The sequence below is a fragment of the Thermocrispum sp. genome (genome assembly GCF_002919275.1).
Taxonomy (GTDB): domain Bacteria; phylum Actinomycetota; class Actinomycetes; order Mycobacteriales; family Pseudonocardiaceae; genus Thermocrispum; species Thermocrispum agreste.
Map to the genome: position 1 here is coordinate 32472 of NZ_PKFA01000044.1, position 21805 is coordinate 54276.

Annotated in this window: 19 protein-coding genes and 1 pseudogene; 1 reads left to right on the forward strand and 19 read right to left on the reverse strand. The window is 70.1% G+C overall.

The features are described 5' to 3' along the window. Positions 1-454 precede the first annotated feature (454 nt). The 4 genes from CXP56_RS09940 to CXP56_RS09955 all read right to left on the reverse strand — a co-directional run bounded on the left by CXP56_RS09940 (position 455) and on the right by CXP56_RS09955 (position 6446). The gene (locus CXP56_RS09940; protein ID WP_028848577.1) at positions 455-1213 is read right to left on the reverse strand and encodes an alpha/beta fold hydrolase; all 759 of its coding nucleotides are present in this window, start codon (positions 1211-1213) and stop codon (positions 455-457) included. A gap of 338 nt (positions 1214-1551) precedes the next feature. After that, entirely contained in the window at positions 1552-2175 is a 624-nt protein-coding gene (locus tag CXP56_RS09945) for a TMEM175 family protein (protein WP_028848576.1), read from the reverse strand. Between the two features lie 483 nt (positions 2176-2658). Continuing rightward, on the reverse strand, positions 2659-3681 hold the full coding sequence (locus CXP56_RS09950) for an endonuclease/exonuclease/phosphatase family protein (RefSeq protein ID WP_286900882.1): 1023 nt from the start codon (positions 3679-3681) through the stop codon (positions 2659-2661). Positions 3682-3887: 206 nt separating this feature from the next. Further along, a complete protein-coding gene (locus CXP56_RS09955; RefSeq protein WP_038045480.1) occupies positions 3888-6446 on the reverse strand; it encodes an ATP-dependent Clp protease ATP-binding subunit in 2559 nt (852 codons plus the stop codon). A 542-nt stretch (positions 6447-6988) separates the two neighbouring features. Between CXP56_RS09955 and CXP56_RS09960 the strand changes: the two genes are divergently transcribed. Further along, on the forward strand, positions 6989-7642 hold the full coding sequence (locus tag CXP56_RS09960) for a (2Fe-2S)-binding protein (RefSeq protein ID WP_245566710.1): 654 nt from the start codon (positions 6989-6991) through the stop codon (positions 7640-7642). Positions 7643-8008: 366 nt separating this feature from the next. Here CXP56_RS09960 and CXP56_RS09965 read toward each other — a convergent pair whose 3' ends face one another. The 15 genes and pseudogenes from CXP56_RS09965 to CXP56_RS10035 all read right to left on the reverse strand — a co-directional run. Further along, entirely contained in the window at positions 8009-8350 is a 342-nt protein-coding gene (locus CXP56_RS09965; protein WP_028848574.1) for a histone-like nucleoid-structuring protein Lsr2, read from the reverse strand. A gap of 1089 nt (positions 8351-9439) precedes the next feature. Next, positions 9440-10225, reverse strand: a complete 786-nt coding sequence (locus tag CXP56_RS09970) for a type III pantothenate kinase (protein WP_028848573.1) — start codon at positions 10223-10225, stop codon at positions 9440-9442. Next, complete coding sequence (gene panD / locus CXP56_RS09975) at positions 10225-10710, reverse strand: aspartate 1-decarboxylase (RefSeq protein WP_028848572.1); 486 nt, start codon at positions 10708-10710, stop codon at positions 10225-10227. The genes CXP56_RS09970 and panD overlap by 1 nt, the downstream gene beginning before the upstream one ends. A gap of 16 nt (positions 10711-10726) precedes the next feature. After that, a complete protein-coding gene (panC, locus tag CXP56_RS09980; RefSeq protein ID WP_028848571.1) occupies positions 10727-11614 on the reverse strand; it encodes a pantoate--beta-alanine ligase in 888 nt (295 codons plus the stop codon). After that, a complete protein-coding gene (locus tag CXP56_RS09985) occupies positions 11611-12534 on the reverse strand; it encodes a Rossmann-like and DUF2520 domain-containing protein (RefSeq protein WP_084609332.1) in 924 nt (307 codons plus the stop codon). The genes panC and CXP56_RS09985 overlap by 4 nt, the downstream gene beginning before the upstream one ends. A 406-nt stretch (positions 12535-12940) precedes the next feature. Further along, entirely contained in the window at positions 12941-14485 is a 1545-nt protein-coding gene (locus CXP56_RS09990) for a DUF6779 domain-containing protein (RefSeq protein ID WP_028848570.1), read from the reverse strand. 52 nt (positions 14486-14537) lie between these two features. Further along, on the reverse strand, positions 14538-14996 hold the full coding sequence (locus CXP56_RS09995) for a DUF3180 domain-containing protein (RefSeq protein WP_028848569.1): 459 nt from the start codon (positions 14994-14996) through the stop codon (positions 14538-14540). Positions 14997-15033: 37 nt separating this feature from the next. Beyond that, entirely contained in the window at positions 15034-15534 is a 501-nt protein-coding gene (gene folK, locus CXP56_RS10000; RefSeq protein ID WP_028848568.1) for a 2-amino-4-hydroxy-6-hydroxymethyldihydropteridine diphosphokinase, read from the reverse strand. Then, entirely contained in the window at positions 15531-15926 is a 396-nt protein-coding gene (folB, locus tag CXP56_RS10005; protein WP_286900886.1) for a dihydroneopterin aldolase, read from the reverse strand. The genes folK and folB overlap by 4 nt, the downstream gene beginning before the upstream one ends. Then, complete coding sequence (gene folP, locus CXP56_RS10010) at positions 15923-16759, reverse strand: dihydropteroate synthase (protein WP_286900888.1); 837 nt, start codon at positions 16757-16759, stop codon at positions 15923-15925. Before folP ends, folB begins: the two co-directional genes overlap by 4 nt. Further along, positions 16756-17352: a GTP cyclohydrolase I FolE gene (gene folE / locus CXP56_RS10015; protein WP_286900890.1), complete on the reverse strand. Its 597-nt coding sequence runs from the start codon at positions 17350-17352 to the stop codon at positions 16756-16758. Before folE ends, folP begins: the two co-directional genes overlap by 4 nt. A 43-nt stretch (positions 17353-17395) precedes the next feature. Further along, positions 17396-19672, reverse strand: a complete 2277-nt coding sequence (ftsH, locus tag CXP56_RS10020; RefSeq protein WP_286900889.1) for an ATP-dependent zinc metalloprotease FtsH — start codon at positions 19670-19672, stop codon at positions 17396-17398. A gap of 217 nt (positions 19673-19889) precedes the next feature. Continuing rightward, positions 19890-20798: an ESX secretion-associated protein EspG gene (locus tag CXP56_RS10025; protein ID WP_479267083.1), complete on the reverse strand. Its 909-nt coding sequence runs from the start codon at positions 20796-20798 to the stop codon at positions 19890-19892. Further along, on the reverse strand, positions 20795-21592 hold the full coding sequence (locus CXP56_RS10030) for an ESX secretion-associated protein EspG (RefSeq protein ID WP_028848562.1): 798 nt from the start codon (positions 21590-21592) through the stop codon (positions 20795-20797). Before CXP56_RS10030 ends, CXP56_RS10025 begins: the two co-directional genes overlap by 4 nt. 19 nt (positions 21593-21611) lie before the next feature. Next, positions 21612-21805, reverse strand: a pseudogene (locus tag CXP56_RS10035) (hypothetical protein); the annotation flags it as partial.

Here is a 21805-nt window from a genome sequence, read left to right on the forward strand (position 1 = left end):
CGGCGGCCCTGCAACGCGGGGACGGACGGCTCACCGGTGTCTGTGGCTGCTCATTCACGGCCGCGTCCATGGCCGCCGGTCCGGACACGTCGTGTTCCGCTTGTGCTCGCGCCGTGCGCACCGAGCACAGCCACGCCCGACAGCCCACCGACCCTGGCCGTTCACGCATGTCCGTCATCGGGTACGTGTTGTCTTCGCTGTCGGCGACTCCTTCCGCCAGCTCGCCGAAACGGTCCGTGTGCGCAGAGGGCACGGCGCGCGGCGCCATCAGGTGGATCACCGAACTCAGGGCGACCGCCCCGGCGCCTCGGCGCCACATCGTCCGACTGGAGCCGACACCGTAGCCGGCCCCCAGGTCACCATCCGCACTTCCGGCAGGCCATCGCGAACCGGCGGCGCACAGGCGGCACAACTGATGAGCCGCAGACGGCACCTGGTTCGCGTCTTCTGCCGGCTAGTCGGCAAGGTCGGCAAGGAACGCCTCCAGGGCCTCGCGGTAGGCGTCGGGGGCGTCGACGTGCACCACGTGGCCGGTCCCGGGGACGCGCACGTAGCGCCCGCCGGCGCGGCGAGCCAGCTCGGCCTGCTGCCCCGGCGGCATCGCGGTCCGTTCGGCCTCGATCACCAGCAGCGGGCAGCGAAGCCGGTCCACGTAGGGCCAGTACGACCGCTCGCCCCATTCCGCGGCGATGCGATACATGACGTCCAGGTCGGCGATCAGGTGATAGCCGTCGGCCCGCTCCTCCACGCACTCGATGAAGTAGTCGCCGTAGGGCGCGAAGAACTCCCGCACATGCGCCAGCGACGTGAACACGTCGGGCCACGAGTCGAAATACGGCCGCCACGCCTCGACCGTCCTGCCGCGCTGATCAGGGGCCATGTCCTCCACCACGACCCCGCGGACCAGCTCCGGGTGCCGAGCCGCGGCCACCATCGCGTGCAGGCCACCCATCGAGTGCCCGATCAACACCGCAGGCCCATCGGCCTGCTCGCGCACCCACGCGGCGACGTCGTCCGCGAACTGCTCCGTCGCGACGGCCTCCCGGTGTGGGTTACGGCCGTGCGCGCGGGCGTCCAGCCCGACCACCCGGCCGTGGGCCGTCAGCCACTTCGCCACCGGCCACCACGTCGTCGCCCGGCCCATCAACCCGTGCAGCAGCACGATGGGGCGGCCGGCCCCGCCGAACTCAACGACACCGCGACGGCCGCTCACCTGGGCTCCTTCTGTGCGAGTGTGACCACGAACTGGCTGCTCTGCGGCTTGATCAGCACCCTAGTGGCTCGCCCCGCCCGGGACACCGCCGACCAGCGGCTGCGGACGGCGAACGGACTCGCACGTCGAACCGGCAGCCGGAGAAGCAAGACTGGCGCCCCGCAGGCTCGGCCGGGACAACGAGCCGGCGTCACCCCACCGGCCGAAACAAGCACCCCCGGCAGGCCCGACCGGGACAACAAGCCAGCGAGCACCCCACCGACCGAAACAAGCACCCCGGCAAGCTCAGCCAAGAACGGGTGAGCTGGGCGGCACACACCGCGCAAGTCCCGGATCGGTCAGCCCGCGCGCCGCGCCACCCATCCGAGCAGGTGCCCCATCGGGATCACCAGCAGCCAGGACAACTCGGCGAGGGTCGGATCGACGAACGCCAGCGGAATCGACGGGACGAACCCGGTGACGACCGCGGCGCCTCCGGCGAGGCTCTGCCGAAGCTCTTCCCGATCGAGATCCGAGCGGGTCAGTACCCGGCCGTCCGCACGAAGGCGGGCCCGTCCCACTGCGGCGTACCACCACATACCGGTGGACGAAAGCCCAGTGAGGATGATCGTGAGGGCGTACAACACCACCGCGGCGGCGGTGTCACCGTGCTCGCCCAGCACCGCGGTGGGGAACGGAAGCAACGCCACCCAGAACAGGAACAGCAGGTTCAGTCCCACCAACGCGGCGTCGGTCCGCTCGATGCGCGCATACACCCGATGGTGCACTCGCCAGTACCGGCCGATGACGACGAAGCTCAGCGCGAACGCCAGCAGCTGCGGAACGACCTCGAGCAGGCTCTCCGCCACCTCGCCGGCACGGATGTCGGCGTCCACGAGCGGCAGCGCGAGCAGCGTGAGGGCGATGGCGAACACCCCGTCGGACAGGCCGACGATGCGATCGACCCCGTTCGAGTCGTTCACCTGGCCGTTCGTAGCAACCACCACCAGCTGACAATCCGCACCGGAAACCACCAGGCGCCGCCGGGATCCGGCGACATGAGACTTGTCGAACGAAGAGCACCAGCTATTTCCGTTTCCCGGACGGAATCGCGGCCGCTCTACGCCGAACGGCGCCACGGCTGACGCAGTGAACGGCGCGTACACCCCATGCGGCCAGTGCGGTAGCAGTGGCTCGATGCCTGAGGCAGCGGCTCGGTACCGGAAGCAGCGACTCCAAGTGCCCGCGCCAGCCACTCAAAACCGAAAGCAGCGGCTCCGATCGCCCCCAGCCAGCCACTCCATGCCAGAAGCTACGACTCCAAGTGCCCGCGCCAGCTACTGCATGCCGGAAGCTGTGGCTCCGACGGTGGCGGTGGTCGTTCCAGCCCCCCCGAGAACGGCGAAAACCCACGCAGTCCGGCAAGGCGTGCCCGCAACCGCTGCGCTGCCCTCAGGACACCGCCCCTAGCCGCTCCAAGCCGACCCGGGCAGCCGCACGGTCGCCAGGATCGCGCGGTGATCCGAGCCGGGAAGGTCGACGACCTGGAAGTTGCGCACCGCGGCCCGGGAGTCGATCAGAACGTGGTCGATCGTCACCGGCGGCAGGCTGCGCTCCCGCGGCCACGTCGCCATCATGCCCAGCCCGAGCTGGTCCGCCGCGTCCACGTACCCGCGGGTCAGCAGCCTCCGGAACTCGGCGTGGTCGAGCGTGGCGTTGAAGTCCCCGGCCAGCACCCGGACCGCGCCCTCCTTGTTGGCGCGCGGCAGGCTGCGCAGGTCCGCCGCCCATGCGCGGGAATCGTCGACCGGCGGCATGGCGTGCACCGCGACCACCTCCACCACCTGGTCCTCGACGTGCACGGCCGCACTCGGTTGCCGGAAGCTCGACGGTCCGGCCAGATCGATCGCCACCAGCGGATACCGGGACGCCACGCCCGAGCCCGCGGCCGCCGCAGCCGGCTGGAAATGCTGATGCGGCAGCACCTCCCCCAACCCGGCCTGCTCGAGCCGCTTGGCTGCGGCAGGGGTCAGCTCCGTCACCGCAAGAACGTCGACTGCACGCTGACGAACCAGCGACACCACGGCGGCCGCGTCAGCCTCGCCGTAATACAGATTCACCGCCATCACGCGCAGCACCGGGCCACCGGTGCCTGGCTGACCGTCGGCGAAGTAGCGGGGCACGAGGGTCAGTCCCAGTGCGGCGCTCAGGGCGAACACCACGACCGCTGACCCCCACCGGCGGAACAGCGCCACGAACAGGCTGAGCACCACGCCGGTAGCCGCCAGGTACGGGGTGAGAGCCAACGCGGCGACGGTCAGGCCGTTGCCGTCCAGGTCGTACAACCCCGAGGCGACCAGCCGCCACAGCGCGAACGCGGCATACAGCGTGGCCAGCGCCACCAGGACGACACCGAACGGCTTTCCGCCCGGGCGCCGCTGACGCCGCGTCCGGGTGGTCTCGTCGAAGTCCCCGGGGAGCACGGTCACGGCGTCAGCATGCCGCACTCACCGTGCCCACGCAGGCCCGGACGATCATTCGATGCCAGGCTGCAACCGCACCTTGGCGGGACCGCACCCGGCCGCCCGCGGCGCACCCGACCGGCCACCACACCGGAACCGGGCGCCCGGCGTTGCACGAACGAACGGCGGGCCCGCAGAACCCTGCGAACCCGCCGTCGTTCAGCCCGGCGTGCTTACTCGCTCTCGGCCGCCTTCTCGCCGCCTTCGCCACCGCTGGCCGCGGCCACGTCGACCGGCGGAGCGTCCGGCACGGCCTTCGGCTTCGGCTCACCGCGGAAGGTGAACTTGGCCTTGTCGATGGGCGAGTCGGACTTGCCGTCCCAGCCCTCGACGTCGACCACGATGATCTGGCCCGGCTTGACCTCGCCGAACAGGATCTTCTCGGACAGCTGGTCCTCGATCTCGCGCTGGATCGTCCGGCGCAACGGACGGGCACCCAGCACCCGGTCGAAGCCCCGGCGGGCGAGCAGCCGCTTGGCCTTGTCGGTCAGCTCGAGACCCATGTCCTTGTTCTTGAGCTGCTCCTCGACCCGGCTGATCATCAGGTCCACCATCTGCACGATCTGGTCCTCGGTCAGCTGGTGGAACACGATGATGTCGTCGATCCGGTTGAGGAACTCCGGCCGGAAGTGCTTCTTCATCTCCTCGTGGACCTTCTGCTTCATCCGCTCGTACTGGCCCACGTCGTCCGTCTTGGACGAGAACCCGAGGCTGACGGACTTGGAGATGTCCTGCGTGCCCAGGTTCGAGGTGAAGATCAGCACCGTGTTCTTGAAGTCGACCGTGCGGCCCTGGCCGTCGGTCAGCCTGCCGTCCTCCAGCACCTGCAGCAGGGTGTTGTAGATCTCCTGGTGCGCCTTCTCGATCTCGTCGAACAGCACCACGGAGAACGGCTTGCGGCGGACCTTCTCGGTCAGCTGGCCGCCTTCCTCGTAGCCGACGTACCCGGGCGGGGCACCGAACAGCCGCGACGCGGTGTACCGGTCGTGGAACTCGCCCATGTCGATCTGGATCAGGGCGTCGTCGTCGCCGAACAGGAACTCGGCAAGCGCCTTGGACAGCTCGGTCTTCCCGACACCGGACGGGCCGGCGAAGATGAAGGAACCGCTCGGCCGCTTCGGGTCCTTCAGGCCCGCACGGGTCCGGCGGATCGCCTGGGAGACCGCCTTGACGGCGTCCTCCTGGCCGATGATCCGCTTGTGCAGCTCCTCCTCCATCCGCAGCAGGCGGGTGGTCTCCTCCTCGGTCAGCTTGAACACCGGAATGCCGGTCCAGTTGGCCAGGACCTCGGCGATCTGCTCGTCGTCGACCTCGGCGACGACGTCCAGGTCACCGTCCTTCCACTGCTTCTCCCGCTCCGCCTTCTGCTGCAGCAGCGACTTCTCCTCGTCGCGCAGCCGCGCGGCCCGCTCGAAGTCCTGCGCGTCGATCGCGGACTCCTTCTGCCTGCGCACCTCGGCGATCTTCTCGTCGAACTCGCGCAGGTCCGGCGGCGCGGTCATGCGGCGGATCCGCATCCGCGCCCCGGCCTCGTCGATCAGGTCGATCGCCTTGTCCGGCAGGTAGCGGTCGTTGATGTAGCGGTCGGCCAGCGTGGACGCGGCCACCAGCGCCGAGTCGGTGATGGTCACCCGGTGGTGCGCCTCGTAGCGGTCGCGCAGGCCCTTGAGGATCTCGATGGTGTGCTCCAGGCTCGGCTCGCCGACCTGGATGGGCTGGAACCGCCGCTCCAGCGCCGCGTCCTTCTCGACGTACTTGCGGTACTCCTCGAGCGTGGTGGCGCCGATGGTCTGCAGCTCGCCCCTGGCCAGCATCGGCTTGAGGATCGACGCCGCGTCGATGGCGCCTTCGGCGGCACCGGCACCGACCAGCGTGTGCAGCTCGTCGATGAACAGGATGATGTCGCCGCGGGTCTTGATCTCCTTGAGGACCTTCTTCAGCCGCTCTTCGAAGTCACCGCGGTACCGCGAGCCGGCCACCAGCGAGCCGAGGTCCAGCGTGTACAGCTGCTTGTCCTTCAGCGTCTCGGGAACCTCGCCCTTGACGATGTTCTGCGCCAGACCCTCCACCACGGCGGTCTTGCCGACACCCGGCTCGCCGATCAGCACCGGGTTGTTCTTGGTCCGGCGGGACAGCACCTGCATGACCCGCTCGATTTCCTTCTCCCGGCCGATGACCGGGTCAAGCTTGCCTTCCCGTGCGCTCTGCGTCAGGTTCCGACCGAACTGGTCGAGCACCAGCGACGAGGACGGCGTCTCGCGGCCGCCAGTACCCGCCTCCGCGGGCTCCTTGCCCTGGTAGCCGGACAGCAGTTGCAGCACCTGCTGCCGCACGCGGTTCAGGTCCGCACCCAGCTTCACCAGCACCTGGGCTGCGACGCCTTCGCCTTCCCTGATCAGGCCGAGCAGGATGTGCTCCGTGCCGATGTAGTTGTGGCCGAGCTGCAGCGCCTCCCGAAGCGACAGCTCGAGCACCTTCTTGGCGCGCGGCGTGAACGGGATGTGCCCACTCGGCGCCTGCTGCCCCTGGCCGATGATCTCCTCGACCTGCTGACGCACGCCCTCCAGCGCGATGCCCAGCGACTCGAGGGCCTTGGCGGCTACGCCTTCACCCTCGTGGATCAGGCCCAAGAGGATGTGCTCGGTGCCGATGTAGTTGTGGTTGAGCATCCGGGCCTCTTCCTGGGCCAGGACGACCACCCGCCGAGCGCGGTCGGTGAACCTCTCGAACATCTCTACTCCCTGACTGCGTTGGCGGTGTCTGGGCCACCACGCCTGAACAACGTGATGTGTGCAGCACCGTAATGCCACTGTAGTAGCCACACCATTGCCGCGGCGTAACCACTCAGCTGTATTCCACCCTGCGGGCTCGCCCGAGACAACGAGTCTGCTCGTCACAGGATTCCTGCCTACGCAGCGTGTCCGCTAAGCGCGAACACACTGGTCCCGACGGCCGTACGCTCACCCGCCTGCCGAAGCAGCCGAGTGCGCCCAGTAAGGTTAGGCAAGCCTTACTCCCGTTCGTTTTCCACAGAGGGGCTCGTCACATGACGGCCGACCGTCTCGCGACCCGCACAGCGGCTCCCCCGGCGGCTGGCCCGGCTCGCGCGGCCGCTCCGCAAGCGGCGGGTCCGGCGCCACGTGACCCACTTGGGCTGGCCGAGTCCATCAGGCAGCTCCCGCCCGCGTGGCTGCGTTTGGAGCACGGCCTGCCGACGGGCCAGGGGTGGCATCGCTGCGACGAACTGTTGTCACCGGGCAGTCCCGGCCTCGCCTTGTGGCATGAGCAGATACTGCGATGGCTGCGGGAGGAACACGGCGAGGCTCCCGAGCGCACCGCAGCCGGCTACCTGCGCTGGTGGTATCTGTCCGCGATCGCCATCTACGCGGCGATGCTCTTCCATCACCGACGCCGGGTGCCGTCGCTGCGGCCGTCCGATCTTCACGTACGGATCTCACCGCAGGGGCGGCCGGACGTCTCGGGCGTTGCGGTGACGGCTGACGAGTTCGTCTGCCTCCCCAACGACCCTGCGGCGGGCACCCGCGCCGCCACGACCGTCGCTTCGGCGCAAGCGCTCGCCGCTTTGCTGCGCGCACGATTCGCCGGACATGCCGCCCGCTTCATCGCCAGCTACCGCCCGGCGGTGCGGTTCGGCCCGCACACGTGGTGGGCGACGGCCACCGATGCGTTGGACACCGGGCTCTGGATGGCCGGCCAGCTCGGCGGCGACGAAGGAGCGGGCGTGGCGGACGCCGCGCTGGTCCTGCCCGACGCGCTCGCGCCGTTCACCTCGGCCAGCACACTGCGCTGCCAGACCGTGGACGGAACGCCGTGCTGGGTTCGGCGGCGCGAGTCCTGCTGCTTCGCCTACCTGGTCAACGACGGCGAAGCCTGTGCGGACTGCCCGCGGGTGAAGCCGAAGCGCTGACCGGGCACGCCATGATCCACATATAAACACTGTCTGGCCACCGGCCACCGGCTCGAAGACGAACACTGTCGGGCTACCGGCCCCCAGCCCGAGAACCAACCCCGCCCGGCCACCGGCCACCGACTCGAGGACGCACGCACCCTCGCCACGGCGGACCGAGCACCCCTCGGCGAGAACCCGGCGAAGACTGCCCGGACGCTCCGGCATCGAGTGCCCGTACGGTGCCCTCCACCGCCCGCCTGCGCCCCGTGGGACGAAAGACCCCGAAAGTGTCACCCCGGCAGACATGGCAAAGGGGCCGACGACCTCCCGTCGGCCCCCTGCACTGCCGGAGTCTTGCGGAGCGTTTTCACTCCACCACCGAGGTCAGTTCTTCTTCTTGTGGTACGCCTCGACGACTTCGGTCGGGATCCGGCCCCGGTCGGACACCGCGTAACCGTTTTTCCGCGCCCACGCGCGAATTGCCTGGTTCTGCTCCCGGTCGACCGACGCGGACTTGCTGGCCGAAGCCGAACGAGCCGGACGCTTACGACCACCGGCACGCCGCGCGTGCTGGACATACTTGGCCAGCGCGTCGCGCAGGTTTTTTGCATTCTTCGCCGACAGGTCGATCTGGTAGGTCACGCCGTCCAAGCCGAACTCGACGGTCTCGTCGGCGTCCGAACCGTCCAAATCGTCAATCAGCGAGACCAGCACCTTCTGAGCCATGGCTTTCCTCCCGGGGGTAATGCTCCGGCTGAATCGTCACGCGTCCCATGCACACTACGGACGACGGGTCATGTCATTAATACCCACATTCTACGACGGGCGCAATCAGAGGGTGATTGGGACCGTTATTCCGCTCGCACCTGCGCAAACGCCACGCGTTCCGCGGATAGTCCACACGGGCGCGCCGCCGACCGTGCTATTCGGCGCACCGCCGGTCGGCGGCGTCCGGTAGACCGACACGGGTAAGAAATGCCTGCGCACGCCACGTGCTTCTGCGCCGCCGGTGCTGACGTACGGATCCCGCCCAGGTCAGGCCGCTCACCGGGTCGAGGGAACCCCCACTCCCTTCGTCCTGCGCGGCGCGGCAGGTCCGCACACCGGCCGGCCCGAAGGCGCAAGCGGCCCGCACGCCGGGAGCCGTGGGCAACCACGGGTGGCATGCCGGGGGTTCCGATCAATACGGTATGTTTTCCCGATTGCCGGATTAGCGGCCACGCGCATACGAACACCGCTCCCTAAGTGATCCACCGGCTCGGCATCGAGTTCGTCCTGCATGCCCGGGCGACACCGGCTCGTCGTCACTTTCCGGCGCGACCCGGGCGGACGCCGGGAAAGCGAGCTGGGCATTGCCAGCACGATCCGCCCGCGCGACAGGTGGTAATCGGTCCCGGCGGAAAGAGTGACCGGCCCTCATCCGGCCACATCCCCCATCGCCGCCGTCGACGGGGCAATGCCGCGGTCCGCAGAACCGACAAGAATGCCCAGGACACCAGTTTCGGCAGCTCGGCTTCGCGCCAACTCCGTACCGGTACGCACGACCGTTTGCGAATCGGTTCAGTTGGTACGACCAGGAGCAAGGCGGACGGCCGGGCGGGGAATACCTGTCGGCACCTGCCCTCAGCACTCACCGGGACCAGGTGCGCAAAGTGAAATAAGTCACGCGACCGTGATCGAGCTCGATTCGGTCGCGGGCCGGATCAGCCGGGACAAGTGCCCGTCACACCCCACCCGAAAGTGTGATCCCGGGAGCGGGCATTCCCGGTCGCCGCGAAGATCGGCACAAACGAGGCCGCGGGCACGCCGCGGTGTTCATCGTTTGTTGCGCTCGAACGCCAGACGCAAACCGAGCAAGGTCAGGTCCGGCCGGTGCTCGGTGATCGTGCGCGACTCCGCCACCACCAAGCCGGCGAGCCCGCCGGTGGCGACCACCGCCACCTGGCCCTGCTCGGTGCCCCACTCCGCGAGCACCCTGCTGACCAACCCGTCCACCTGCCCGGCGAACCCGTACAAGATCCCCGACTGCAGGCATTCCACGGTGTTCTTCCCGATCACCGAGCGCGGGCGCACCAGCTCCACGGTCCGCAGCGCCGCGGTGCGCGTGGCCAGCGCGTCGAGCGAGATCTCGATACCGGGAGCGAAGGCGCCACCGAGGAACTCCCCGGCCGCCGACACCGCGTCGACCACTGTGGCCGTGCCGAAGTCCACCACGACGCAAGGCCGGTCCGGGTGCAGCGCGTGCACCGCCATGGCGTTCATCAACCGGTCCGGCCCGACTTCCTTCGGGTTGTCCACCCGCAGCGGGATCCCGGTGCGCACCCCCGGCTCGATGATCACCCGCGGCACGTCCGGGTAATAGCGGCTCAGCATCGCGCGCAGCTCCCGGCGCACCGGCGGCACCGTCGACAGCACGCTCACCCCGGTGATCTGGTCGGCGTACTCGCCGAGCATGCCGCGCATGGTCCAGGCGAGTTCGTCGGCGGTCAGCCGGTTGTCTGTGCGCATTCGCCAGTCGCGCACCAGCCGCGCGCTGTCGCCACGGCCCTCGTAGATGCCGAACCTGAGGTCCGTGTCGCGGGCGGAAACGGTGAGCAGCATCAGCCGTCGGCGTGCAGCAAGGCGTCGAGCTTGGCGGCGTCCGCGGTCTCCGGCGCTTCCGCGGCCTGACGGCCGGCCTGCACCGAACCGCTGATCAGCCCGGACCCCTCCGGGGCGCTGCCCGGGTCGGTGCCCCGCTCGACGATCTTGTTGTCCGCGTCCACGAAGACGATCTTGGGCTGGTAGGTGGCGGCCTCGGCGTCGTCCATTTGCGCGTACGACATCAGGATCACCAGGTCACCGGGGTGCACCAGGTGCGCGGCGGCCCCGTTGATCCCGATCACGCCGCTGCCCGCCGCGCCGGGGATGACGTAGGTCTCCAGCCGGGCACCGTTGGTGATGTCGACGATCGCGACCTGCTCCCCCGGCAACAGGTCCGCCGCGGTCATCAGGTCCTCGTCCACCGTCACGGAGCCGACGTAGTGCAGGTCGGCTTGCGTCACGGTGGCCCGGTGGATCTTGGATTTCAGCATCGTCCGCAGCATGGGTGTGCCTTTCTCGTCACTCCGGTTCGCCCAGCACGATCCCCACGTTGTCGATCAACCGGGTGGCGCCGACCTTCGCGGCCACCAGCAGTCGGGCGGCACCGGTCTCGGGGGCAGGGCCGAGCTGGGGATCACGCAATTCCAGGTAGTCCACCTCGACCTCGGGCCGCGCGGCCAACGTGGCCTCTGCGGCGGCCAGTGCCGCCGGACCGCCCTTGTGGGCGGAGTGCGCGCCCGCGGTCAGCGCGGCAGACAGCGTCACCGCCAGCTCGCGCTCGCGCGGCGACAGGTAGGCGTTGCGGGACGACAGCGCCAGCCCGTCCGGCTCGCGCACCGTGGGCACGCCGATCACCCGTACGTCCATGTTCAGGTCCCGTACCATGGCCTTGACCAGCACCAACTGCTGGTAATCCTTCTCGCCGAAGAACGCATACGCCGGCCGCACGATGTTGAACAGCTTCGACACCACGGTGAGCACCCCGGCGAAGTGGCCGGGGCGGCTGGCGCCTTCCAGCTCGTCGCCCAGCGGCCCGGGGTGCACCGTCACCCGCGGCTCGCCGTCGGGGTACATGTGCTGCACGGTCGGCGTGAACGCCAGCTCGACCCCGGCCTGCTCGAGCTTGGCCAGGTCCTCCTCGAGCGTCCTCGGGTACCGGTCCAGGTCCTCGTTCGGCCCGAACTGCAACGGATTGACGAAGATCGACACCACCACGGTGACGTTGCCGGGGATGCGCTTGGCGCGGCGGATCAGCTCCATGTGCCCGGCATGCAGCGCGCCCATGGTCGGCACCAGCACCACCGTGCGGCCGACGGCACGCAGCGCGGCCGTGGTGCGGGACACCTCGGCAGGGTCGGCAATCACGTTCAGCTTGCCGCGGACGAAGCTCGACTGACTCGACGTCATCGGGTTCCTCTCCCCAGCACCCCGTTGATGGCTGCGTACCCGTCGTCGCGCAGCATGCCGGAGGCATGCGCCCGGGTCGCCGTGCGGGTGGCCAGCGCAGTGTAGGACGGCAGGACATCGGCTGCTTCGTCGACCAGCACACCCAGGTGGGTGCGAACCGTGCCGGCGTCGCCACGGGCGACCGGGCCGGTGAGCGCGCGGTCGCCGTGCCGCAGCACGTTGTCCAGCGCCGCCGACAGCAGCGGGGCCAGCACGCGCTCGGCGTTGGCGATTCCTGCCCGCTGCAGCAGGTCGACGCTGTCGGCCACCAAAGTGATCAGGTGATTGGCGCCGTGCGTCAACGCCGCGTGGTACAGCGGCCGGGCGGCTTGCGGGATGCGCACCGGTTCGGCACCCATCTCCACCGCCAGCGCCTCACCCACGTTGGCCGCTGCGTCGTCACCTTCGGCGGCGGTCACTCCGATGCACGCCGAGCCCAGCCGCTCGATGTCCTCCGCGCGGCCGGTGAACGTCATGGCGGGATGCAAAGCGACACACAGCGCGCCGACTTCGGCCGCCGGGCGCAGCACGTCGACCCCGTGGGCGCCGGAGGTGTGCACGACGATCTGGCCGGACCGCAACGACCCGGTGTTCACCAAGCCGTGCACCGTCCCGGCCAAGGCGTCGTCCGGGATGGCGAGCAGGACCAGATCGGCTTTCCTGGCCACCTCGTCGGGCGGCAGCAGCGGGACGTCCGGCAGCAGGGTCTCGGCGCGGCGGACGGATGCGGCGGACACTCCGGACGCCGCGACGATCTCGTGCCCGGCGCGCCGCAGCGCGGCCCCGAGCACGCTGCCGACGCGGCCCGCGGAGACCACGCCGACGGCCAACCTGGCCTCCCGCCGTCCGCCGTCGTGCGGCATCGGGGAGCTTGCCTGCATCGTTGCTCCTTTGCTCGTTCCAGTCCCACGCGGCGTGGGTACCGGACGACGCGAGGCAGCGTAACTCACCGCGATCGGCTTCGGCTGCGCCGAGGTGACCGATCACACCAGGACGGAGGTGCATTGCCGGCCACTCCGGTCGTTCCGGCGACCTTGCGCCGAATGGAACGGTCCCCTACCCGGACCGGGAGAACGAGGAGCCCTCGCCGCAACGGCTTACCCGGTACCGACGTTCGATGGCGGGGATTCCGGCGTGGCGACGGTTCGGTGGGCGGCCGGGATTCCGGTGTAGCGACGGTTCGGTGGGCGGCCGGGATTCCGGCGTGGCGACCGTTCGGTGGGCGGCCGGGATTCCGGCGTGGCGACCGTTCGGTGAGCGCCAGGGATTCCGGGGTAACGATGCCCGCTAGTCACGCCGTCGACGGCGGCGCGGCACTGAGGAGCCGTACGCGGCCAGCAGCTCCGAGACCGAGCGGCCGGACGAGTGCGAACCGTATGCCTCGTCCTCCTCCTCGCGCTGCGCGGATTGCGACTCGACCGAGTGCAACCACGGCCGCTCCGGCTCGTCGTCCCGGTCGCGACGCGAACCGGTCGTGCCGACCTCGGGCGACCCCGGCTCGGGCTCCTCCTTGCGGCGACGGCCACCCGGGCGCAGGTTCTCCCGCACCGCGGGCGGCAACGTGGGGTTGAGCGTGATGTGCGTCTTCTCGTCGAAGATCGACTCGTCACGAACGTCGTCACCGTCGGCTCCGTGCCGACCGCGCGGGGCCCTCGCCTCGTCGGCATCGCGCCCGCGGCGATGCGGGACGTCGCCGCCTTGCGGCCGCACCGGCCTGCTCGGCTCCGAACCGGCCAGCCACGGCGGTACGTCCTCCTTCGGTGCGCGGCCACGCTCCTCGCCCGGATCGGGCCGCCGCTGCTGCTCCGGCCGACCTGCGGGCGGCTCAGCGCCCGCGCCACGACGCCCCAGCCACGGTGGCTCACGTCCTTCGTCCCTGGAGTTGGGGAAGCCCGCGTGCCGGTCCCGATTCGGTGGGGCCGGCCGCACCTGGGCCGGCTCGGGCGATCGCGCCGCCGCATGCACCGGCTTCTCGCCGGGGTGGCCGGGCGGACGGCCGTCGCCGCGCCGTTCCGGCCGGCCTCGCCGGGCGAAGTCGTCTTCCCGGATCCTGGGCGGCGCGGGCTCGGCTGGCCTGCCACGACCGGCATCCGGCCGAGCCGCACCCTCACGGCGCGGGCCGCCCGCCCGGTCGTGATCCCGCGCACCGGGCCCCCGCTGGCCGTCCGGGAACGACGGCGGGCCGTCCACCGGCCGGTTCGCGCCGCGGCGCGGCCCCGGCCGCACCGACTGATCGGCGCCTGCCGAACCGTCACGCTCCTGCGCAGTATCGACCACCGGCGGCAACAACTCGGTGCGCTGATCGGCCAGCGCGCTACGCAACTGCCGTTGCGGTCCGTCGGTCCGGTTGGACGGCGCGTCGATCGTCTTCGGCTTCGGTTCGCTGCGCAGTGACCGCATGCGGGTCGATTGCGCGGTCAACGCCACTCGCTCGTAGAGCACCTCGCCGTTCATCAGCCGCTGCAACGTCTCGCGCAACGTGGCCAGCTCGTTGCGCAAGGCATCCAGCTCCTTGCGCGTGGTTTCCTCCGCTGCCACCTTCGCGTCGGCCTCGACCTGCAGCTCGTACTCGCGGCGGGCGGCGACTTCCCGCTCGAGCTCCAGCTCGTACATCGCCTGGGCGTCTTCCAGCGACTCCACCGCGCGATCGGCCTGCCTGCGGTAGTGGGTGGCGAGGAAACCGCCGAGGAACGCCGCCCACAGCGCGGCGACGATGCCCAGGCGCAACCAGCGCGCATCATCGGACAGCACCAGCAGGACCGTGGCGACCACGGCGAAGATCGCTCCGGCAACCAGCCACGCGGGGCTCGACCGGTGTCCGTCCTGATGCATGGCCCCGAGGGTACCTGGTAGTTATCGGCCCGAGACCAATCTGTGTCGAGAACTATGAGCTCGTTGTCCGATCGTCCCGCTCGGCGTCCCTTTGGTCAGGGGTCCGGCAGCTGTGTTCCAGCCACAGCGCCGTGCCGATCAAGGCCGCGGCACAGGCCGCACCGATCAACGCGGCGGGTACTTCGGCGTCGGCCACCACGCTCGACCGGCCCGCCAGATAGAAGTAGGCGCCCAGCCAGCCGCCGAGCATCACCGCCCCCAGCAACGACGACGCCTTGGCCAGCACGACGCACCGCGCCACCACGATCGGCTGGGTCACCTGCCGCCGGGTGATCCTGGACTTCACCCACCGCGCCAGGATGCCTTCGATCAACGCCAGCACCGCCAACGGCAGGCCAGCGGCGGTCGGCAGCCGCGGGATCTGCGACGAGGCGACCTCGAACAGCAGGTACCCCGCACCGAGACCGATCACGCCGGCCAGCAACAAGTCGGTGACCCGGGTGAAGTGCACGCCGCCAGCCTAGCCAGGAGCACCCGGCGCAGGCTCGTCACGCAACGCGCAGCACGAGATCGTCCCGCCGCACGACACCGGCCCGCTCCTGTGCCGGGCGCGCCGCCAGCAGCGCATCCACCCGGCCGTGACCGGGCAGCTCGGCATCCGGGTCCACGGCCAGCCAGGGAATCAGCACGCTGGAGCGGTCGGGTGTCCCGGGGTGCGGAAGCAGCAGCCGCGGATCGTCCGAGCGCACCTGATCGACCGTCACCACGTCGACGTCCAACGTTCGCGGGCCCCAGCGGATCTCCCGCACCCGGTTGGCCTTGCGCTCCAGATCCTGGGCCAGCCGCAGCCAGCCCCAGTGGTCGAGGTCGTCGTCCGCGGCCAGTACCACGGCGTTGAGGAACAGCGGCTGGTCGGTGACGCCCCACGGCTCGGTCTCGTACACCGGGGACACCGCGCGCACCCGGGGGCCCAGTCCGTCCACGGCCAGCTGCAGATAGGCCAGCCGGTCCCCGAGGTTCGATCCAAGGGACAACACGGCGTCGCTCATCGTTGCCGAGCGTCCTCCCCGGCACCCTCCCGCCGTCGGTACACGGTCACGGCGACGTCGGCGAACTCGCGCGGAATCGGTGCCGACGGTTTGCGCACGGTCACCTCGGTGGCCTGCACCCGCTCGTCGCTCAGTACGTGCCGGGCGATCCGCTCGGCGACCGTCTCGATCAAGTCGCACGGCTCCCCGCCGACGATCGCGGCCACCTGCTCGGCAAGGGCGCCGTAGTCCAGGGTGTCCGCCAGGTCGTCCGTCGCCGCCGCCTTGGCCAGATCCAGCCAGGCGACCACGTCGACGACGAAATCCTGGCCGTCGCGCTTCTCGTGGTCGAAGACCCCGTGGCGGCCGTGCACCCGCAAACCGGTCAGCGTGATGCGGTCGCCGCGCGTCACGGCTTGCCCCGCATCCAGGCGTGCGCCACCTTCACCGCGTCCAGCGACGGCCGGACGGCATGCACCCGCACGCCCCACGCCCCGTTGGCCGCAGCCAGCGCCGAGACGGCAGTCGTGGCGTCCTCCCGGCCGCTGGGCTCCCGGGGCGTGTCGCCGACGGCGAGCAGACTGCCCAGGAACCGCTTGCGAGAAGCGCCGATCAACACCGGAAAGCCCAGGTCGAGGATTTCCCCCAGGCGGTGCAGCAAAGCCCAGTTGTGGTGCGGGCGTTTGGCGAACCCCAGGCCGGGGTCCAGCACGATCTGCTCGGCCGACACCCCGGCCGCCAGTGCGGCGTCCACCCGGCGGCTCAACTCGTCGCGCACGTCCGTGACCACGTCGTCGTAGACGGCCAGGCGGTCCATGTCACGGCTGTGCCCACGCCAGTGCATCAGCACCAGCGGAACCTTCGCGTCCGCCGCGACATGCACCATGTCCGGATCGGCCAGGCCACCGGACACGTCGTTGATCACCGCGGCGCCCGCCTCCAGCGCTGCGGCGGCAACAGCCGCGCGCGTGGTGTCCACCGACAGCACCAGCCCGTCGGCGGCCAGCTCCTTGATCACCGGGATCACCCGGTCCCGCTCCACCTCGGCGGCCACTCGCTCGGCACCCGGCCTGGTCGACTCGCCGCCGACGTCGATCAGGTCGGCGCCCTCCGCGGCCATCTGCGCCGCGTGCGCCAGCGCGTCGTCCAAGTGCAGGTAGCGGCCACCGTCGGAGAACGAATCGGGCGTCACGTTGAGCACCCCCATCACCACGCAACGCCCTGGGCGTGGCAACTGGAAGCTCATCGGCGTGCCTTGATCAGGTCGAGCGCCTCCGCGCGGGAGGCCGCGGACGTCTTCAGGATCCCCCGCACCGCCGACGTGGTGGTGCGTGCGCCTGGTTTGCGGATTCCCCGCATGGCCATACACAGGTGCTCGGCTTCGATCACCACGATGACCCCGCGCGGGTTGAGCTTGCGATCCAGGGCATCGGCGATCTGCGACGTCAGCCGCTCCTGCACCTGCGGTCGCTTGGAGTACAGATCCACCAGCCTGGCGAGCTTGGACAGGCCGGCCACGCGGCCGCGCTCGTCCGGGATGTACCCGACATGGGCCACGCCGTGAAACGGCACCAGGTGGTGCTCGCAGGTGCTGAACATCGGGATGTCCGTGACGAGCACCAGCTCCTCGTGGCTTTCGTCGAACGTCCGGTCCAGCACCTCGTCCGGGTCGGTGTGCAAGCCGGCGAACATCTCCTGGAAGGCCCTCGCCACCCGGGCAGGGGTCTCCTGCAACCCGGGTCGGTCCGGGTCCTCGCCACAGGCAATGAGCAACTCGCGCACGGCCTTCTCGGCGCGCGCCAGATCGAATGTCGAATCCGAATCCTCTCGCGGAGCGATGACGTCTTCGTACTCGTTGACGTCGACACGCAGCCGCGGGTGCTCACCGCTGATGATGACCGTCCTCGTCGTCCCGTCGATGCTGCCCCGGCTCGTTCGCCACGCCCGGGGGCCGGGTCGGCGGCGGGGTGTACGTGCCGGGGGTCCGTCGCTTCGGCCACGTCGCCGGCCGCCAGCCGGGCGGAGCCCCGTAGTTCGGCGGCGCCCCGCCGTTCGACCTGGCCGGCCGGTACGCGTACGGATTGTCGCTGTTGGTGCCACCGCCGTTGGCGCCGGGACCGGTGACCGGCTCCTCCGGCGCGGCCGTGACCACCTGGGTGGCAGGCTCTTCCTGCGGTCGTGGCTGCTCGGCCGCGTCCGGCTTGGCCTGCTTGCCCGGCGGCGGCCACGGCTCACCGCGCTCGGCGGCGAGCTCGGCAGGCGTCTTGATCGGCGGCTTGTCCGACGGCTTGCGCTTGCCGAACTCGTTGAACACGGTGATCCGCGGGCGCTTCTCCACCTTCGCGAAGATGCGCTCGAGGTCCTTGCGGTGCAAGGTCTCCTTCTCCAGCAGCTCCATCACCAGGTCGTCGAGCACGTCCCGGTAGGTGGACAGCACCTCGTAGGCCTCGGTGTGCGCGGTCTCGATGAGCTTGCGGACTTCCTCGTCGATCTCGTGCGCGACCTCGAGCGAGTAGTCGGCGTCCCGGCCTGCGGACCGGCCCAGGAACGGGTCGGCCTGCTCCTGGCCGTACTTGACCGCGCCCAGCCGGGCGCTCATGCCGTACTCCTTGACCATCGCCTTGGCGATCTTGGTCGCCTGCTCGATGTCGGCGGACGCGCCGGTGGTCGGCTCGTGGAAGACCAGTTCCTCGGCGGTGCGCCCGCCCATGGCGAACACCAGCCTGCCGATCATCTCCGAGCGGGTCATCAGCTCCTTGTCGTCCTCCGGGACGATCAGCGCGTGCCCGCCGGTGCGCCCGCGCGGCAGGATGGTCAGCTTGTACACCGGCTCGATGTCCGGCATCGCCCACGCCGCCAGCGCGTGCCCGCCCTCGTGGTAGGCGGTGATCTTCTTCTCCTTCTCGGAGATGATCCTGCTCTTGCGCGCCGGGCCGGCGATCACCCGGTCGACGGACTCCTCCAGCGCCGCGTTGGTGATCTGGGTGCCGTTCTGCCGGGCGGTGAGCAATGCCGCCTCGTTGAGCACGTTGGCCAGGTCGGCGCCGGACATGCCGACGGTCCGCTTGGCCAGGCTGTCCAGGTCGACGTCCGGGGCCAGCGGCTTGGACTTGGCGTGCACCTGCAGGATGGCCCGGCGGCCGCGCAGGTCGGGCGCCGACACCGGGATCTGCCGGTCGAACCGGCCCGGCCTCAGCAGCGCCGGGTCCAGGATGTCCGGCCGGTTGGTGGCGGCGATCAGGATGATGCCGCCGCGCGAGTCGAAGCCGTCCATCTCCACCAGCAGCTGGTTCAGCGTCTGCTCGCGCTCGTCGTGGCCACCACCCAGGCCCGCGCCGCGCTGGCGGCCGACCGCGTCGATCTCGTCGACGAAGATGATGCACGGCGCGTTCTGCTTGGCCTGCTCGAACAGGTCGCGCACGCGCGAGGCACCGACACCGACGAACATCTCCACGAAGTCCGAACCGGAGATGGAGTAGAACGGCACCCCGGCCTCGCCTGCGACCGCCCTGGCCAGCAGCGTCTTGCCGGTGCCGGGCGGGCCGTAGAGCAGCACGCCTTTGGGGATCTTGGCGCCGAGCGCCTGGTAGCGCGCCGGGTTCTGCAGGAAGTCCTTGATCTCCTGCAACTCCTCGACCGCCTCGTCGGCCCCCGCGACGTCGTCGAACGTCGTCTTCGGCATGTCCTTGCTGAGCTGCTTGGCCCGTGCCTTGCCGAAGTTGAGCACCCGGTTCCCGCCGCCCTGGGCGTTGTTCATCATCCAGAACAGCAGCAACAGCAGCAGGCCGAGCGGGATCATGTAGATCAGCAGCTGGCCCCAGATGGTGTCCTGGGTGACCTCCGACGTCGTCTTGACGTCGTTCTTCACCAGCTGGTTGACCAGATCCTCGCCTGCCCCCGCTGGGTACTGCGCGATGATCTTGGTGGCCGGCTGCCCGTCGACCTCGACCGGCTCCTTGAGTGTGAGGAGAATCTCCTGCTCGCGATCCTTCTGGACGGCCTCGGCGACGTTGTTCGCGGAGATCTGCTGCATCGCCTGCGAGGTCGGCACCGCGGTGTAGTCACGGTTCTCGTCCGTCAGGGTGGAGATCAAGAAGAACGCTGCGATGGCCACGACCAGCCATAGCAGGGGGTTCTTGAGCAGGCGCTTACGGTCCATGCTGATCGGCCTCGGCGGCCTTGACCTCCCTGATTGCGCGGACTGCCATCACGCCGCGTGCATACCCGGAAAACGTCGGGTAGACACCACGTCCTACCAGCGTACCGCCCTCGCGGAAGCAGCTCCTACCCACGTCCACGTACGCATACGGACAGTCCAGCGGACGACTCGTCGTCATGACAACGTCGCACCGGCGGCACCGGTTCCGCCGACTCGATCAGACACTCAGCCCCGCCTGCGCCTGCACCGACGACACCATCTCGGCCAGCCTGGTGCGCAACGTCTTGGCGTCGGCGCCGGAGACGGTGATCCACTCGTGACCGTCCGGGCCGGGGCGGGCCAGGCTGAGATACCGGCCGGTGACGGTGTCGAACCAGGCCAACGCGGGGGAACGGAACTTCTGGCCGGCTTCGTCCCGCGCGTTCGCGGCCAGTTGCCCGCCGCGCAACCGCGGCTGCGCGATCAGCAGCGCGTAGTCCTCCTGCGGGTTCCCCGACGTGCGCTCGGACAGCGGCTTGCGCCGCACCGGTTCCGGTTTCGGCTCCTCCGGCTCCCTGCGCCACAGCCCGAACCGGGACTTCGGCTTCGCCTCGGCCTTCTCCTTTTCCTTCTCCTTCTGCTGCTCCAGCTCCGCCGGATCGGGGCCGACCTTCACCAGCGCCGGGCGCGTGCGCAGCGCCTCGTCCAGCGACAGGGTGACCGACCGCTCGGTGCCGCGCTGGCACGGCGGCAGCAGCGAGATGATCTCCGAGGCCAGCGCGTCCGGGTAGATCGGCCGGAACGTGATGGCCTCCTTGGTCTGCTTGACCAGCACCGCGTTCTCCCCGTCGTGCGCGGCGATGGCGCACACCGGCGGATGCCGGAACTCCGGAATGTGCGCGGCGTCCACGCTCACCTGGGGCCTGGCCAGCACCCGCAGCCACGTGTCCAGCTGCGGTTCCAGCTCGCCGTAGGAGTTCTTCAGGCCGAGCGACCGCAGCTCCCGCTCCACCCGGTGCTTCAACGAGACCCGCTCGTTCATCGTCTTGCCGTGCGACGGCACCTGCAGCGGATACGGATGCTCGCCCAACCCCAGCTGTTCCCACAGGAAGTCGAACTGCATCGGGGTGAGGGTTCGCTCGCTCACACGACCTCCCTGTCCGCGCGCTGCACCCCGTTGATCATCTCGTTGATGCGTTCCCGCAGCGTCGCCGCATCCGCGGGCGCCACGGTGATCCACTCCCGGCCGTCGGTGCCGGTGCTGGCCCTGGTCAGGTACCGGCCCGACACGGTATCGAACCAGCTCAACACCGGGGAGCGGGCCTTGGTGCCCACCTCGGTCCGCACATTGGCGCCGATCTGGCCGCCCCGCACTCGCTCCTCGGCGTGCAGTTGCGCCAGCACCTTGCGGTCCTCGTCGATCGGGCTCTGCCGCCCGGACGGGTCCTTGCGCTGCAGGAAGTCCACCCCGGCACCGGTCATCAGCTCGTCCACCGGCATGGTCACCGAACGCAGCGTGCCGCGTTCGCCGGGCGGCAGCAGCGACACCACCGCGCTGGCCAGCCCGTCGTGCGGGATCTCCTTCAGCCACAGGCCGCGTTCGTCCTGCACCGCGAGCAGCCCACGGCCGTCCAGCGCACCGGCCACCACGCGGACGGCCTTGCGGCCGCGCTCGGCGATGTGCACCGCGTCGACCGTCAGCTCGCCGCCTGCCAGGATCTCCAAGTACCCGGCCAAGCGCGGCTCGACCCGCCCGGCGCCGTCGAGCATGCCGCGCCGGGCGAGGTCGGCAAGCACCGTGCGGCGCAGCTGATCACGCTCGCCCACGGTCCTGCCGTGCGACGTCCGCACCAGCGGGTACGGCACCTCGCCCGGCTCGGCCAGCTCCCAGAGGAAGTCGAACTCCAGCGCCGTGATCGGGCTCGATGCGGGCTGGGTCATCGATCAGGCCAGCCCGGGGTCACTCGTCGTCATCGTCGAAGTCCGCGCCGATGACGCCGGAGGTGACGGCCTCGGCGGGACCGAACATGTCGTCCGGATCCGGCTGGATGAGGTACGACGACTTGTGTTCGGCGTCCTCCGCGCCCTGGGCGCCCGCGCCCGCCGCACCGGCCACGGGGGCACCGGCGCCTGCCGGGCCCATCGGCTGCACCG

Coding starts and splice junctions, on each gene's coding strand:
- CXP56_RS09955 (WP_038045480.1), bottom strand. CDS start 6,446: ATGTTCGAGAGGTTCACCGACCGCGCTCGGCGGGTGGTCGTCCTGGCC.
- CXP56_RS09965 (WP_028848574.1), bottom strand. CDS start 8,350: ATGGCTCAGAAGGTGCTGGTCTCGCTGATTGACGATTTGGACGGTTCG.
- CXP56_RS09970 (WP_028848573.1), bottom strand. CDS start 10,225: ATGCTGCTCACCGTTTCCGCCCGCGACACGGACCTCAGGTTCGGCATC.
- panD (WP_028848572.1), bottom strand. CDS start 10,710: ATGCTGCGGACGATGCTGAAATCCAAGATCCACCGGGCCACCGTGACG.
- panC (WP_028848571.1), bottom strand. CDS start 11,614: ATGACGTCGAGTCAGTCGAGCTTCGTCCGCGGCAAGCTGAACGTGATT.
- CXP56_RS09985 (WP_084609332.1), bottom strand. CDS start 12,534: ATGCAGGCAAGCTCCCCGATGCCGCACGACGGCGGACGGCGGGAGGCC.
- CXP56_RS09990 (WP_028848570.1), bottom strand. CDS start 14,485: ATGCATCAGGACGGACACCGGTCGAGCCCCGCGTGGCTGGTTGCCGGA.
- folK (WP_028848568.1), bottom strand. CDS start 15,534: ATGAGCGACGCCGTGTTGTCCCTTGGATCGAACCTCGGGGACCGGCTG.
- folP (WP_286900888.1), bottom strand. CDS start 16,759: ATGAGCTTCCAGTTGCCACGCCCAGGGCGTTGCGTGGTGATGGGGGTG.
- ftsH (WP_286900889.1), bottom strand. CDS start 19,672: ATGGACCGTAAGCGCCTGCTCAAGAACCCCCTGCTATGGCTGGTCGTG.
- CXP56_RS10030 (WP_028848562.1), bottom strand. CDS start 21,592: ATGACCCAGCCCGCATCGAGCCCGATCACGGCGCTGGAGTTCGACTTC.